This window comes from Geomobilimonas luticola, assembly GCF_018476905.1.
Taxonomy (GTDB): Bacteria; Desulfobacterota; Desulfuromonadia; order Geobacterales; family Geobacteraceae; genus Geomobilimonas; species Geomobilimonas luticola.
The window spans coordinates 483438-498405 of record NZ_JAHCVK010000001.1 but is presented as its reverse complement, the minus strand read 5'-3'; the positions used below and the strand labels follow the sequence as shown (position 1 = coordinate 498405).

The 14968-nt window shown below is 55.2% G+C and carries 14 protein-coding genes; all 14 read right to left on the bottom strand.

The genetic code is table 11. From position 1 onward, the window contains the following. Positions 1 to 20: 20 nt before the first annotated feature. Positions 21 to 218, bottom strand: coding sequence for a hypothetical protein (locus KI810_RS02335; RefSeq protein WP_214173870.1), 198 nt, complete (start codon positions 216 to 218; stop codon positions 21 to 23). 65 nt (positions 219 to 283) lie between these two features. Continuing rightward, positions 284 to 652 carry a hypothetical protein gene (locus KI810_RS02330; RefSeq protein WP_214173869.1) on the bottom strand — a complete coding sequence of 123 codons (369 nt, stop codon included), beginning with the start codon at positions 650 to 652 and terminating at the stop codon, positions 284 to 286. A gap of 168 nt (positions 653 to 820) precedes the next feature. Next, a complete protein-coding gene (locus tag KI810_RS02325; RefSeq protein WP_214173868.1) occupies positions 821 to 2284 on the bottom strand; it encodes an NADH-quinone oxidoreductase subunit N in 1464 nt (487 codons plus the stop codon). Positions 2285 to 2325: 41 nt separating this feature from the next. Further along, positions 2326 to 3894, bottom strand: a complete 1569-nt coding sequence (locus KI810_RS02320) for an NADH-quinone oxidoreductase subunit M (protein ID WP_214173867.1) — start codon at positions 3892 to 3894, stop codon at positions 2326 to 2328. Positions 3895 to 3934: 40 nt separating this feature from the next. Continuing rightward, positions 3935 to 5941 carry an NADH-quinone oxidoreductase subunit L gene (nuoL, locus tag KI810_RS02315; protein ID WP_214173866.1) on the bottom strand — a complete coding sequence of 669 codons (2007 nt, stop codon included), beginning with the start codon at positions 5939 to 5941 and terminating at the stop codon, positions 3935 to 3937. A 42-nt stretch (positions 5942 to 5983) separates the two neighbouring features. Continuing rightward, on the bottom strand, positions 5984 to 6280 hold the full coding sequence (gene nuoK / locus KI810_RS02310) for an NADH-quinone oxidoreductase subunit NuoK (RefSeq protein WP_214173865.1): 297 nt from the start codon (positions 6278 to 6280) through the stop codon (positions 5984 to 5986). A 19-nt stretch (positions 6281 to 6299) separates the two neighbouring features. Beyond that, entirely contained in the window at positions 6300 to 6806 is a 507-nt protein-coding gene (locus tag KI810_RS02305; RefSeq protein WP_214173864.1) for an NADH-quinone oxidoreductase subunit J family protein, read from the bottom strand. A gap of 10 nt (positions 6807 to 6816) precedes the next feature. Further along, positions 6817 to 7215, bottom strand: coding sequence for an NADH-quinone oxidoreductase subunit NuoI (gene nuoI, locus KI810_RS02300; RefSeq protein WP_214173863.1), 399 nt, complete (start codon positions 7213 to 7215; stop codon positions 6817 to 6819). Positions 7216 to 7238: 23 nt separating this feature from the next. Next, a complete protein-coding gene (nuoH, locus tag KI810_RS02295; protein WP_214173862.1) occupies positions 7239 to 8303 on the bottom strand; it encodes an NADH-quinone oxidoreductase subunit NuoH in 1065 nt (354 codons plus the stop codon). 43 nt (positions 8304 to 8346) lie between these two features. Then, a complete protein-coding gene (locus tag KI810_RS02290) occupies positions 8347 to 10836 on the bottom strand; it encodes a molybdopterin-dependent oxidoreductase (RefSeq protein WP_214173861.1) in 2490 nt (829 codons plus the stop codon). A 41-nt stretch (positions 10837 to 10877) separates the two neighbouring features. After that, positions 10878 to 12659 (bottom strand): NADH-quinone oxidoreductase subunit NuoF, encoded by a 1782-nt coding sequence (nuoF, locus tag KI810_RS02285; RefSeq protein ID WP_214173860.1) that lies wholly within the window; start codon positions 12657 to 12659, stop codon positions 10878 to 10880. Positions 12660 to 12691: 32 nt separating this feature from the next. Next, positions 12692 to 13201, bottom strand: coding sequence for an NADH-quinone oxidoreductase subunit NuoE family protein (locus KI810_RS02280; RefSeq protein WP_214173859.1), 510 nt, complete (start codon positions 13199 to 13201; stop codon positions 12692 to 12694). Positions 13202 to 13228: 27 nt separating this feature from the next. After that, a complete protein-coding gene (gene nuoD, locus KI810_RS02275) occupies positions 13229 to 14401 on the bottom strand; it encodes an NADH dehydrogenase (quinone) subunit D (RefSeq protein ID WP_214173858.1) in 1173 nt (390 codons plus the stop codon). Positions 14402 to 14454: 53 nt separating this feature from the next. Then, complete coding sequence (locus KI810_RS02270) at positions 14455 to 14940, bottom strand: NADH-quinone oxidoreductase subunit C (RefSeq protein ID WP_214173857.1); 486 nt, start codon at positions 14938 to 14940, stop codon at positions 14455 to 14457. Positions 14941 to 14968: the final 28 nt, after the last annotated feature.

Here is a 14968-nt window from a genome sequence, read left to right as displayed (position 1 = left end):
GGTGTCCTGCCTCCCCTCGGTCACCGGTACTGGAGCATCTCCTGCAGATGCTCGTACTCATCCAGCTGCCGCTGAAGTGCTCGCAGTTCGCTGGGAGTGTAGACGGCCTCACCCCGTGCCAGCTCCCGTCGAAGTCGGGCAAGCCGCTCGGTGATACTGTCGGTTCGCCGGGGATTCGGCACCTCCCCAAGAAGTTCGCGGTCTTTCTCCTCCGTCATCCCATCTCCCCCCTGCACCGGTAGGTAGTATACCAATTTATGCTGCAACCCGCCAGCCTTCAGTATCAGGGAGAACTATGCGGCTCCCCGTCCCACTCACCCTTCTCCAGACGATCGATGGCGCCACGGGCACGAAATCCGATGAGCCCCGGTTCGTCCGCTACCCTGCGCAAGACAGCCAGAGCCAGATCACGCTCGCTGGGGAGAAGATAGACTGCAGCCATACCGGCAACCACCGGATCGGGTTCACGGGTAAGCGTCACAAGCCCTGCGACGCCGTCGCCACGTTCCTGGAGGATGCCGGCGGCGAGATGGGCAAGAACAGTCGCCTGGCGATTGGCAGCCACCTCATCGAGAGACTCCAGCGCGTTGTGATGGCTCCGTGCGGCCCGGGCGAACCGCTCAAGCATTCGATTCAATTGTGGTGCCGCCACGCGTGCTCCCCTCACTTACATACTGCCAAATGGCGCTGCCATGCTGGATTACTCCACTACACAGTGTCTGGCAGCATTGCATGGCTCACAGACCTTGAATGTACCAGTTGACGAAAAAAGCCCCTCTGCCAGCAGGCAGAGGGGCTCTCATTCTAACACACGAACAGACTAGAGGAGTATCGCTTTCTGTGCCAGCTGCAGGATGATGCTCGGCACGACCCCCGGCACAATGACACCCACCACGGAGATAGTGATAGACAGAAGTACGGCGGGGCTGAGCTTCATCCAGTCGAATTCCTCGACCGGGTCCTTCATGTACATGTAAACCATGACCCGGAGATAATAGTAGACCGATGCGGCGCTGTTGAGAACACCGATCACCACAAGCCAGACATAACCGGACTTGAGTGCTGCCGAGAAGAGATAGAACTTCCCGACGAAGCCGGCGGTAGGGGGCATACCCGCCAGGGAGAAGAGGAAGAGCGCCAAGACCATGGCAAGGACCGGATGCTTGACACCGAACCCGGCATAGTCCTCCACGTTGTTGTTCGGTTCACCCTTCTTGCCCACCAGGATGATAATGGCAAAGGCGCCGATATTCATGAAGGCGTAGGAAAGCATATAGAAGAGGATACCGGCTGTCCCTTCGCCATTGCCCGCGGTAAAACCGACCAGGGCATACCCTGCGTGGGCAATGGAGGAGTAGGCGAGCATCCGCTTGATGTTGTTCTGGCTCAGGGCGATGATGTTACCAACGGTCATGGTCAGAACCGCCAGTATCCAGAGCAGGTCGCTCCAGTCTGCCTTGAGCGTCGGCATGGCAACCACGAGTACCCGGATGAAGGCGGCAAAACCGGCAGCCTTGGGTCCTGCAGACATGAAAGCGGTCATGGGCGTCGGTGCACCCTCATAGACATCCGGAGTCCACATGTGGAACGGTGCAGCGGCAATTTTGAAAGAGAACCCTACCGCCATGAGCAGCATGCCGACTACAAACATCGGGTTGTTGGCGAGTGCTCCGTCCATGGCTGCGGCGGCGGCTATCTTGGCAATTTTGGTGGTGCCGGTTGCACCGTAGGTGAGAGCCATGCCGTACAGAAGGAAGCCGGTGGAGAAGGCCCCGAGGAGAAAGTACTTGAGACCGGCTTCGTTCGACTTGATGTCGGAGCGGTTAAATCCAGCCAGCACATACAAGGAAACCGATAGTACCTCCAGACCGAGGAAGATGGTCATGAGGTCGGTGCCTGACGCCATCAGCATCATGCCGGCGGTGGCAAAAAGTATAAGCGGATAGAGCTCGCCATGGTTGCACTCTTCCTTGGCCATGTAGTGGTCGGAGATCAGGACCGCAAGTCCGGCGGAGACAAGGAATATTGCCTTGAAGAAGAGGGAGAAGTTGTCCTGCAGCACTGAGCCGTTGAAACCCTCCTGCAAGGCGAGTGGAGCATTCCAGCCGCTGACGACGCTGAAGAAGGCGACGACGATGCCGATGAAGCTCAGGTAAGCCAAGTAGGCCTTCTGCTCGCCGGGAACGAAGACGTTGAGGAGCAGCAGCACCATGGCGACAATCGACAGGATCGTCTCAGGCATGATTGCGGCGAAGTTTATGGCCGGCATAACGAGTGTTTCCATCAAATATTTCCTCCGGTGACTATTCTGAAACCGTTAACGTGTTACTTCATCTCCAGAACAGGGGGAGCCGCCAAGGGAGCCGCCTGGGGGAGCACTGCCGGAACCTGCTGCTGCAGACGTGCAGCCTGCTTCGTTTTGGACAACTGGATCATCCTGTCGATGGCAGGGTTCATTTTATCTATGAACGGCGTGGGGTAAACCCCCATCACGAATATCAGGATAATGAGCGGTACCATGATGGCGATCTCGCGCGCGTTGAGATCTTTCAGAGTCTGATTTTTGGGATTATTGAGTTCGCCGAACATGACCCGCTGGAACATCCAGAGCATATAGACTGCGGAAAGGATGACACCGCTCGTCGCGATGACGGTGTACCAGCGTAGCTTGCTCTCGAACGCCCCGAGCAGGATGAGGAACTCGCCGACAAAACCGTTGGTTCCGGGAAGACCGATGGACGAAAGGGTAACGATCATGAATACTGTGGCAAAGATCGGCATCTGCTTGGAGAGTCCGCCAAAGTCGGTGATGAGCCGTGTATGCCGGCGTTCATAAATGAAGCCGACGATAAGGAAGAGCGCTCCGGTGGAAACCCCGTGATTGAGCATCTGCAGCATGCCACCCGCAACCCCCTGCTGGTTGAGTGCAAACACCCCGAGCATGACGAAACCAAGGTGGGCAACAGACGAGTACGCTACCAGTTTCTTCACGTCCTCCTGCACCATGGCGACGAGTGCAGCATAGATGATGCCGATGACGGCAAGGGTAGCGATGAGCGGAGTGAACTGCTCGGTGGCATCGGGAAAGAGCGGCATGGCAAAACGGACAAATCCGTAGGTCCCCATTTTCAGGAGGATGGCAGCCAGTATTACGGAACCGGCTGTCGGAGCCTCGGTATGTGCGTCGGGCAACCAGGTATGGAGAGGAAACATCGGGACCTTGATGGCAAATGCGAGGGCAAATGCAAGAAACAACCAGGTCTGTGTTGCCGGGTCAAGCGCTACCTGATAGAAGTGGAGCAGGTTGAAATCACCGGCCCCCGCCTTGAAGTAGAGAAAGATGAGCGCCACCAGCATGAGGAGCGAACCGACCATGGTGTAGATGAAGAACTTGACTGCCGCATAGATCTTCCGCTTGCCACCCCAGATACCGATGATGAAGTACATCGGGATAAGCATGACTTCCCAGAAGATGTAGAAGAGGAAAAGATCAAGGGAGATGAATGCCCCGAGCATTCCGACTTCAAGCAGCAGCAGGCAGACCATGTACTCCTTTACCTTCTCCTCCACGGCGGTCCAGGTGGAAAGCACCGCAATCGGCATGATGAAGGTGGTCAGGATCACGAGCCAGAGGCTGATTCCGTCGATACCGACGTGATAGTTCATCTGGAAGGGTCCGGCAGCGATCCAGGGAACCATCTCCACGAACTGAAACTCGGCGTTGGTCTGGAACCCGGTAACCAGTGGCAGGGACGCCAGGAAGGTAATCAGGGTAACTACCATCGCGAGTCCGCGAAGGACGGAGTGATTATTCTTGTTCATGAAGAGGAGAAGAATAACCCCGATCAGCGGTGTGAAAGTTATTATACTCAGTAACGCGGGCATCTGGTTCATTTACTCTGCTCCTTTTGCTCCTGTTAAAAATTGACTGGTACTACCGGAAGATGTAGAAGGCCACGATAACCATTGCCCCTATGGTCATGCTGAACGCGTAGTTAAAGACGTAGCCCGACTGGATATGGCGCAGCACACCGCTGAATCCCATGAAAACACTTGCTACGCCATTGACGATACCATCCACCACAACCACGTCGAACCCTTTCCAGAGGAAGTTACCCAGGGCCTTGCAGGGGTTGACAAAAAGGAAATCATAGAGTTCGTCAATGTACCACTTGTTGAATACTGCCCGGTGCAGGGCAGGAAAGGCTGCCGTGAACTTGGCCGGTATGGAGGTGTCCTTTATGTAGAGGACGAAGGCGATGCCGATGCCGATAAAGGCAATCAGCACGGACAATCCCATGAGGCCCCATTCAACAGCATGGCTGGGGTGCGCACCACCGTGGGCGTGAGCCTTCACGAACTCTTCGGAGAACTCGAACACGGGCGCCAGGAAATGCTCGAAGTAGTTAGGAATTCCACCAAGTACATCACCCAGGATTTTCGGTATACCGATATAACCACCAACTACCGACAAGGCAGCGAGGACAATGAGGGGGAAAACGATAACCATGGGGGATTCGTGGAGATGGTCCTTGGCTTTCGGGGTGATGCGGCACTCACCATGGAATGTCATAAAGACCAGACGGAACATGTAGAAAGCGGTGAGCAGAGCGGCACAGGCTCCAAAGCCCCAGAGGAGGTAATTAAGGCTGCCGTGGTGGGGATTGGCAAATGCCTGCCAGAGAATTTCGTCCTTGGAGAAAAAGCCGGCGAAGCCAGGAATACCTGCTATCGCGATGGTTGCAATAAGGAACGTCCCGTAGGTGAGGGGCATTTTCGACTTGAGTCCACCCATGTTCCGCATATCCTGGGCGTCATCATGGGAATGGCAATGGTGGAGGGCATGGTGCATGGAGTGGATAACGGCACCGGACCCGAGGAACAGGCAGGCCTTGAAAAATGCATGGGTCATCAGATGGAAGATGCCGGCAGCAAAGGCACCGACCCCCATGGCAAGGAACATGTACCCGAGTTGGGATACGGTGGAATAGGCAAGGACCCGCTTGATATCATTCTGTGCCGTGCCGATGGTTGCTGCGAACAGTGCCGTTGCTCCACCGATAAGCGCTACCACCATCATGGTGGTGGGGGCCTGGATGTAAAGGAAATTCATGCGCCCGATCATGTAGACACCGGCGGTGACCATGGTAGCAGCATGGATAAGTGCGGAAACAGGCGTCGGGCCTTCCATGGCGTCCGGCAACCAGGTATAAAGAGGTATCTGGGCCGATTTTCCGGTGGCGCCAACGAAGAAGACAAGCGTGATGGCCGTCAGTATTGTGCATCCCTGGAAGAGTTCGGCGTGCTTGGCAAGCTCGGTAAACTGGATGGTCCAGATGCCGTGATTCTGCCCGAGCCACCAGAAGAGGCTGAATACGCCGAGAAGAAAACCGAAGTCACCGACCCGGTTCATGACGAACGCCTTCTTGCCAGCATCTCCCGCAGACTTCTTGTGAAAGTAGTAGCCGATGAGGAGATAGGAGCAGAGACCGACACCCTCCCAGCCGACAAACATGAGGAGCAGGTTGTTACCCATTACCAGGAGGAGCATGGAGAATGTGAACAGGTTGAGGTAGGCGAAGAACCGGTAAAATCCTTCCTCACCGTGCATATAGCCGATGGAATACACGTGGATCAGGAAGCCGACCCCGGTAACCACCATCAACATGATGCAGGAAAGAGGGTCTATCAGGAATGCGATATCAGCCTGGAACGTCCCGGATTTTATCCAGGTGAATACCGGGACGTTATGCACTCGCTCATGGACCGGCAGAGATATCATGGTGAAGAGCGTCATGCACGCCACCGCGAAAGAGCAAAGCACTGCGAGAGCGCCAATCCCGCCGATGACCTTTTCTTCCTTGATGGTCTTTCCAAATAATCCGTTAATCAAGAAACCGATCAGTGGAAAGAGAGGTATAAGCCATACATTATCAAACATTCCAGACTCCTTGTCCGTATAGTTCCTGAATCTTGGGTGCAGTTACCACTTCATTACATTGATGTCTTCAACATCTATGGACTCGCGGTTCTTGAAGTAGGCGACCATCAGAGCCAGCCCGACAGCTGCTTCCGCAGCGGCAACGGTCATGACGAAGAAGACGAAGATCTGACCGTCTATATTGCCCAGATGCCTTGAAAGGGCAATGAATGTCAGGTTGACCGCGTTGAGCATCAACTCTACGCACATAAAGATGACGATGGCGTTCCTTCTGATCAGTACGCCAAGAGTACCGATGGAAAACAGTATTGCGCTCAGAATGAGGTACTTCTCTAACATTTCATCACCCCTGACTTGGTTAGATTTTCTTTTTCGAAAGGACGACAGCACCGATGATTGCAACCAGAAGAAGCAGCGACGTTATCTCGAAGGGGAGAAGGAACTCGCTGTACATGGCTTTCCCTATCAATTCGGTATGTCCGACTTGTTCGATTACGCTGCTGGTAAGCGGCCCCATCCCTTCCTTCGCAGGCGTACTCCGGAACAGGAAGTAACACGCCTCAAAGAGTACAAGGAAAGCGAGAATGCTGCTGACGGCAACGGCATGGTTGGAACGTTTCCCCGTCTCGCTCCTTATATTGAGGAGCATTATGACGAAAACGACGAGGACCATGATCGCACCCGCGTAGACAATGACCTGAATGGCCGCCATGAACTGGGCATCCAGCATCACATAGAAGGTCGCCAGACAGAAGAAGGTCATTACCAGCGACAGCGCGCTGTTGATCGGGTTCTTGCAGGTGATGACCAGGATGCTGGAAAGGACAGCCACCGCTGCCACAATGGTAAAGAAGAGGGTTTCCATTGCTGCTCCTTTATTTCTTTTCTAAGAGTCTTTCTTTAACGAAAACGAAGTCTTCCCGCTTGTAGTTGGCCAGTTCGAACTCCTGGGTCATCTTCAACGCATCAACGGGGCAGGCCTCAACGCAGTATCCGCAGAATATGCAGCGGAGCAGATCGATTTCGTAACGGGCCGCATACTTGTCGTGCTTTGCGTCCTCCCCCGCCTCAACAGTAATGCACTTTGCAGGGCAGACCGTAGGGCAGAGATAACAGGCGACACATTTGGCCTGTTCATGGGAAACCTTGAGGGCATGGAGTCCCCGGTAATTCGGAACAACCACGGGGCGCTCTTTCGGGTACTGGAGGGTAACCGGTTTTTTGAACATGTGGAGAAATGTTATCTTCAGACCTTGCAGCAATGGCATTATCATGCGAATTTACCTCTTTTCGTTTTTTATCCTACCACCATGACCCACAGAGCGGTGGCAACGACATTGACCAGAGTGATCGGCAGGAACACCTTCCATCCCAGCCGCATGAGCTGGTCATAACGGTAGCGCGGATAGGTAGCCCGGATCCACATGCAGCAGAAAATCAGGAAATAGACCTTGGCGACAAACCATACCCACCCCGGCAGGAACGCAGGGCCTTGCCATCCTCCAAGGAAAAGGGTTGTGGTGACAGCACAGACCGTTACCATGTTGGCATATTCAGCCATGAAAAACATGGCGTATTTCATACTGGAATACTCGGTGCAGAATCCGGACACCAGTTCTGTTTCAGCCTCGGGAAGGTCGAAGGGGGTCCGGTTGATTTCCGCTATGGAACATATGAAGAAAATGATACCGGCGAGGAACGTAAAGGGGTTGCGAAACAGGTACCATCCTGCCACTCCGAAGGCTCCCGCCTGGTCCGCCACGATCTGGTTGAGGGAAAGGGACCCGGACATGAGAAAGATGGAAACGATTGCCAAACCTGCGGCCAGTTCGTAGGAGATCATCTGCGCCGAAGCGCGGAGTCCGCCAAGAAGAGAGTACTTGCTATTGGAGGCCCACCCGGCGAGAACGATACCATAGACACCAAGTGATGCCATACCAAGGATATAGAGGACGCCGACGTTCAGGTCGAGCACCTTTCCCACCTGGGGGTCATACACCGATGCGATCTGCAGCGGAATCGTGTAGCCGAACACTTCGATGTTGCCGCCGAAGGGAATAACCGCAAAGGAGATGAACGCCGGCACCAGGGCGATCAGCGGTGCAACCAGAAATGCAAACGTACTCGCCTGTTTCGGAATGATCTCTTCCTTGAAAAAGAGCTTGAGTCCGTCTGCAATCGGCTGAAGCAGGCCATAAGGACCGGTCCGCATTGGTCCGAGCCGTACCTGCATGAAACCGATGACTTTCCGTTCTGCGTAGGTTGCGTAAGCCACCGTCAACAGTACGAATACAAAGGCTACGAGAACCTTGGCGACCATGGCGACATAGTACATCGGTGGCAGTGCTAATAGAGCGTCCATGTGTTCCTCTTCCCCTCGAAAATAATTGGTATCGGAGTAGTTGCTACTTGCTTATGCTTACCCAGGTCACCGGCGCGCCGACAGCTATGCTGTTCACGGAGGCCTCTCCAAAATGGTACGGAGCAAAGACAACCCCTTGAGGCATGCGCGCTCCGACCTTGACCTTCAACTTGAGTTCGCCGGCTGCGGATTTAACCACAACCGCCTCTCCCTCTTTAACATTGAGCGCCTGTGCGTCATCGCGGCACAGTTCCACGTAACCCTCCGGACACACGTACATGGGACCTTCCCCGAAGCGGGACATGGTGCCACAATGGTAGAGGGCACTGCCGGTGACAAGTGCAAATTTGCCGCTTTCTGCCGGGATGGCAGCAGCCTCCACCGCCACGAACCGCGGTTTGATCGTGGCGGGAAGAATGGCTCCCGTCTCACCCAGTCCTGCCATGGTGAGTCCCGCATATGCAGGGACAGTCGCCGCGATTTCTGCGAATACTGCTGTCGTGTCGGCGTAAGGGGCGTTGCCGGTCAGGCCGGCAAGGAGTCCGTTAAGAATGGCAAAATCGCTCCGGGCGTCGCCAACAGGCTTGATGGCCTGGTTTACCCGCTGTACCGCACGGCCGACACTTGTATAGGTACCGTTCTTTTCCGCAAAGGAACAGACCGGCAACACAACATGAGCTTTTGCTGCGGTTTCGGTCAGGAACAGATCCTGCACTACGAGAAATTCCACTTTATCAAGCGCAGCCTCGATCTTTTTCCTGTCGGGATAGGAAACGACAGGGTTTTCACCGGCCACAATGAGAGTCTTTATGGAACCGTTCTGACAACCTGCCAGGATGGCATCTGCATCTGCGCCACCTGCGGTCGGGAAGAGCCCGAGGTCGGCGGCACCCTGGCTGTTGTTCTTCTCACCCAGATAAAGGACGCCACATCCTTCCTTGCCGACCTTGCCGGTCAGCAGCGCCAGGTTTGCAAGGGCCTGTGCCAGCGCCTTGCCATGCCCCGGATAACCGAGGCCAAGGGGGAGGATGATGAGCGCCTTGGCCGCCTTTGCATAATCCCTGGCCAGCGTCTTGATGGTATCAGCATCCAGACCGCAGGCGGCTGCGACCTTTTCGGGAGCAAAGGCATCAAGCTGCTGCTTGAGGGCATCAAAGCCATCGATCCCGGAAGCAGTAGCGTCCTGAAGATTTTCGGCAAGGATCACCTGGGCAAGGGCATTGACGAGCGCCACTTCCTGCCCCGGTTTGTGGACGTAGGTAACCGCCTTGGGAAGCTTGGACAGCTTGCCCCGCTTGTCGGATAGAACCCTGAGGTCAATATCCTTACGTTTTACCCCCAGGTTGATTTCGAAGCCGAGTACCGGATGTGTTTCATAGGCATCGGTTTTCACCACGAGCAGTAAATTGGATGCCTGGATATCAGCAACTGTCGCCGGTGAAGCTGTGCCTCCAAAGCTCTCCGCCGCACCGGCGGTAAGGGCTGCATGGGCATACCCTGCCGAGTGATCAACGTTGTCTGAGCCAAGGCCATCCCTGAAGAGTTTCTTGAAAAGGAATAGCTCTTCATTGGTCAACCGGGGTGTGGCCAGGCCGGCGACCGTTTTTCCCCCTGCATTTTTTTCTTCGGCGAGCTTTGCTGCGACAAGGCCCAGAGCCTCGTCCCATGTTGCAGGCTGCAGGCTGCCGTTTTTCCGAACAAGCGGTGTTGTCAGCCGCTTGTCGCTGTTGATAAACTGGTAGCCGAAACGCCCACGTGTGCAGAGCTGGCCGTTGTGGAATCCCTGGTTTTCGTCGTAGATGGTCGTCAGGACCTTATCGTCCTTGACTCCCAGGGTTAATTGGCAACCGGTCCCGCAGTAGGAGCAGACCGACTTGACCTTGTTGAGTGCCCACCAACGGGCCTTGAACTTGAAAGGGCGCGAAATGAGGGCGCCTACAGGACAGACAGAGACACAGGAGCCACAGAATTCACAGTTGAGGGGACCATCGAATTCAGTACCGATCTTCGCCTCTATGCCTCGGTTGATGAAGGTATAGGCACCGAATGAAACGATCTCGTCACAAATCCGGGCACACTTGCCACAATGGATGCAGCGGTTCATGTCCCGCTCGATGAGGGGGTTCTCGTAGTCGATCTTGTGCTGAAATTTTTCGTCCTGGAAACGGTTGCCGTTGACCTTGTACTCATAGGTGAGATTCTGGAGATCGCAGTCACCAGCCGCATCGCAAACCGGGCAGTCGATGGGGTGCTTGAGCAGGAGGAGTTCCAGAACCATTTTGCGGGCCTGGATGATTTCGTCGGTCATGGTACGAACGATCATCCCCTCCGTCACGGGAGTGGTACAGGCAGGAATCTGGCGTCCTTTCATCTGCTCAACTTCCACGAGACACATGCGGCATCCGCCGAACGGGTGGAGCTTCTTGTCGTGACAGAGGATCGGTATTCTTATGCCGGCTGCCTTGGCCGCATCATATATGGTAGCGTCTTTCGGTACCGTTACCTGTTTATCGTCGATTGTAAGATTTACCATCTCGCCCTCTGTTCTCCCTCGGATGTTTACTTGGTGATCAGCTACTCAATGGCCATGAAACGGCAGGCGTCGTAACAGGACTTACACTTTGTGCAGTTTTCCTTGATGAGGTATGCAACCTGGCCCTTCTCCCAGCGTATGGCGTTGGAAGGGCAGGCCTTGAGGCAGGCGCCGCACTTGACGCACTTCTCTTCCACTACCTGCCACAGGAGGAGTTCCTTGCAGCAGTTGGAGGGGCAGCGCTTGTCGTTGATGTGGGCCTCGTACTCGTGACGGAAATATTTGACTGTGGAAAGGATCGGGTTCGGAGCCGTCTGACCAAGACCGCAGAGGGACGCCTTCTTGATGGTGGTGCCCATCTCAAGCAGAGTCTCGATATCATTAGGCTCACCCCTTCCTTCCGTGATTCGTTCAAGGATGTCAAGCATTGCCTTGAGTCCGATCCGGCAGGGAACACATTTACCGCACGACTCCATCCTGGTGAAGGAAAGGAAGAATCGGGCCACGTCCACCATGCAGGTGGTCTCATCCATGACAACGAGGCCTCCGGAACCCATCATGGCACCGGCCTTTATCAGGGAGTCATAGTCAACGGGTGTGTCGAGGACTTCCGCGGGGATACAACCACCGGATGGGCCCCCTGCCTGGACCGCCTTGAACTTACGGTTGTTGGCAATGCCACCGCAGACGTTATAGATGACTTCACGCACCGTCATCCCGGCAGGAACCTCGACGAGGCCGGTATGCTTGACCTTCCCGGTGACGGCGAAAATCTTGGTCCCCTTGGTCGTCTCGGTACCGAGGGAGGCATACCAATCAGCCCCCTTGTTGATGATATGGCGGACGTTGGCAAACGTCTCCACGTTGTTGATATTGGTCGGCTTTCCCCAGAGACCCTTGACCGCAGGAAACGGTGGACGAGGACGGGGCATGCCGCGCTCTCCCTCGATGGATGCCATGAGCGCAGTCTCTTCACCGCAGACGAACGCGCCAGCTCCCATCTTGATGCGCATATCGAAATCGAAGCCCCATCCCTGGATATTCTTGCCAAGCCATCCCTTCTCGTAGCAGGTGTCAATGGCATGCTGCAGACGCTCAATTGCCAGCGGATACTCGGCCCGGACATAGACGTAACCGTAGTAGCAGCCGATGGCGTAGGCGGCGATCATCATCCCCTCGATAATGCAGAAGGGGTCTCCCTCAAGAATCGAACGGTCCATGAAAGCACCAGGGTCACCCTCGTCGGCATTGCAGATCAGATACTTTTTATCGCCGGGCGAGGCAGCGCAGAAGGACCATTTCATGCCGGTGGGGAAGCCCCCGCCCCCACGACCGCGCAGTCCAGACTTCTTGACTTCCTCGGTAACCTCGGCAGGCTTCATAGTCTTGACACACTTCTCGATGGCCTTGAAGCCGTCTTCTTCCAGATAGGCTTCCAGACTGTCGGGATCTATCTGACCACAACCGGTCATAACGATGCGCATCTGCTGGTCGACGAAGGTGTTGTAATAGGGCTTCGCTTTCCGTTTCTCCATTATTGTCTTGTTGATAATGTGCTCGTCGATGATCTGTCCGACCTCTTCCGCCTTGACAAAGTCGTAGGTGACCCGTCCCTGCTCAGGGGTGATGATATCGACGAGAACATCGTTGGCGCAGAGGCCACGGCAGCCGGTCTTGATGACGTCACAGCGCTTGCCGACGACAGCATCAACACCTTTTTCCGCGATTTGCTTGATGAATGCCGCCTCAACGTCCTTGGCACCCATGGAAACGCCGCCAGTTCCCTGGCAGATCAGAATTTTTATCGCTGCGTTTTCGCTCATGACGAATAGTCCCCTACTGGATAAGTATCGAGCTACTTCTTCATCGGCCTCTGGTTATAATCGGCTATGATTTCGCCGACTTTCTGCACCGTCATCGAACCGTAGGTGGAATCATTCACCATGGCCAGCGGTGCCATACCGCAGGCGCCGAGACAGGCAACCTTCTCGAACGTGAAGCGCAGGTCGGGAGTGGTCTCGGCATGCCCGATCCCCAGCTTGTCAAAGAACGTCTCAACGATACGTGGAGCCCCCTGGACATGACACGCAGTTCCTACGCAAACCCTGATGATGAACCTGCCCCGCGGCTTCAGGTGGAACTGGGCATAGAAGGTAAGGACGCCGTAGATCTGGCTCGGATAAACGTTCAGCCGTTCCGCCACCAGGTCGATGGTCGGTCTGGGCACGTAACCGTACTCTTCCTGGATTCCCTGAAGGACCGGCATCAGGTTGCCCGGCAGGGTCAGGTACTTGTCGATGACATGATTGGCAGGGGCCAAATCGATATCTTCAGTCGGTTTTTCTTCGGCTGGAGCGTTACTCATGTACTCCATCTCCTTTGATAATGTGAGTTACCTGTCGATTTCCCCGAGGACGATGTCAAGCGTCCCAATAACCGCTACCAGGTCGGCAATCATGGCACCCTTTGCCATTTTTTCGATCGCCCCGAGATTTACGAATGAAGGCGGCCGGATCCGCATCCGATAGGGCTTGGTCCCACCATCGCTGACCAGATAGAACCCCAGCTCACCCTTAGGAGCCTCGACCGACTGGTACACTTCACCTTCCGGAACCGGGAAGCCTTCGCTGGCGATCTTGAAATGGTGGATCAACCCTTCGATGGTGTTGTAAACGTCTTCTTTCGGCGGGTAGCACACCTGGGGGGCATCGGCAAGAATCGGTCCCGGCTTGAGGGAGTCCAGAGCCTGTTTGACAATCTTGACCGCTTCACGCATCTCCACGAGACGCACCTTGTAACGGTCGTAGGTGTCGCAGTTCTTACCGACCGGCACCTGGAAGTTATACTTCTCATACCCGCTGTAGGGATTGTCTCTCCGCAGGTCCCAGTCAACGCCGGAACCACGCAGGGCAGGGCCGGTGATACCGTAATCTATGGCATCTTCGGCAGAAATCACGCCGTTGCCGACGGTCCGTTGAACCCAGATGGTGTTCTTGGTCAGGAGCCCCTCATAGGTATCGAAATGGCCAGGGAAGGTATCGACGATCTCCTGTACATCTTTTTCGAATCCGTCGTAGACCTCGGAGGACAGCCCGCCGACACGGAAGTAGTTACTGGTCATCCGCGCACCGGAAATCTTTTCGTAGAGGGCCATTACCTTCTCGCGTTCGCGGAAGGCATAGATGAAGACCGTCATGGCGCCGATGTCGAGGGCATGGCAGGCGATCCAGACAAGGTGGGATTTGAGGCGGGTCAATTCGGCCAGGATGACGCGAATCGTCTGGGCCCGCTCAGGCACCTCGATGCCGAGCAGCTTTTCCACTGCCAGCACGTAACCAAGGTTATTGCTCATGGGGGCGAGATAGTCGAGGCGGTCGGTAAGGGGAAGTGCCTGATGATAGGTCCGGTGCTCCGACAGCTTCTCGACTCCCCGGTGCAGGTAACCGATGTGCGGCGTGATCTTCTGGATCACCTCACCGTCCAGTTCGACAACCAGCCGCAGAACTCCGTGCGTACTCGGATGCTGCGGGCCCATGTTTACTGTCATGATCTCTGTACTAGCCATTCGTCGCCTCTATGTGTTGGATAGAATAATTTCGTTTGCGTGCGGAGTATGTATTAGGACAGCCGACCCTTGTAGGGCTCACGATCCGGCCCTTGGAGCGGATAGTCCTTGCGGAGCGGGTGACCGACCCAATCGTCCGTCATGAGAATCCTGCGCAGGTCGGGATGACCGGTGAACGTGATGCCGAACAGGTCGTACACCTCGCGCTCGAGGAAGTTGGCAGAATTCCAGAGGCAGGTGGCACTGGCAATGGACGCATCCGATTCTTCCACCGGGGTCTTGACCCTGAGGCGGTCCTTGGCAGGAATCGAGTACAGGTTGTAGACCACCATGAAACGAGGGGTTTTCCCGTAATAGTCAATAGCGGTCACGTCGGTCAGCAGATTATATCCCAGTTCATCCCTGAGGCACGTGCAAACGGCGATGACATCCTCTTTCTTGACCGTCACCGTCACTTCACCGCGGAATTCTTTGATTTCCAGTAGCGAAGAAGCGAATTTTTCCTTCAGCCTTATAACTGCGCGATTAGTTTCAGCCATATTAGTCATACCTTTTCCTTTGGTATTG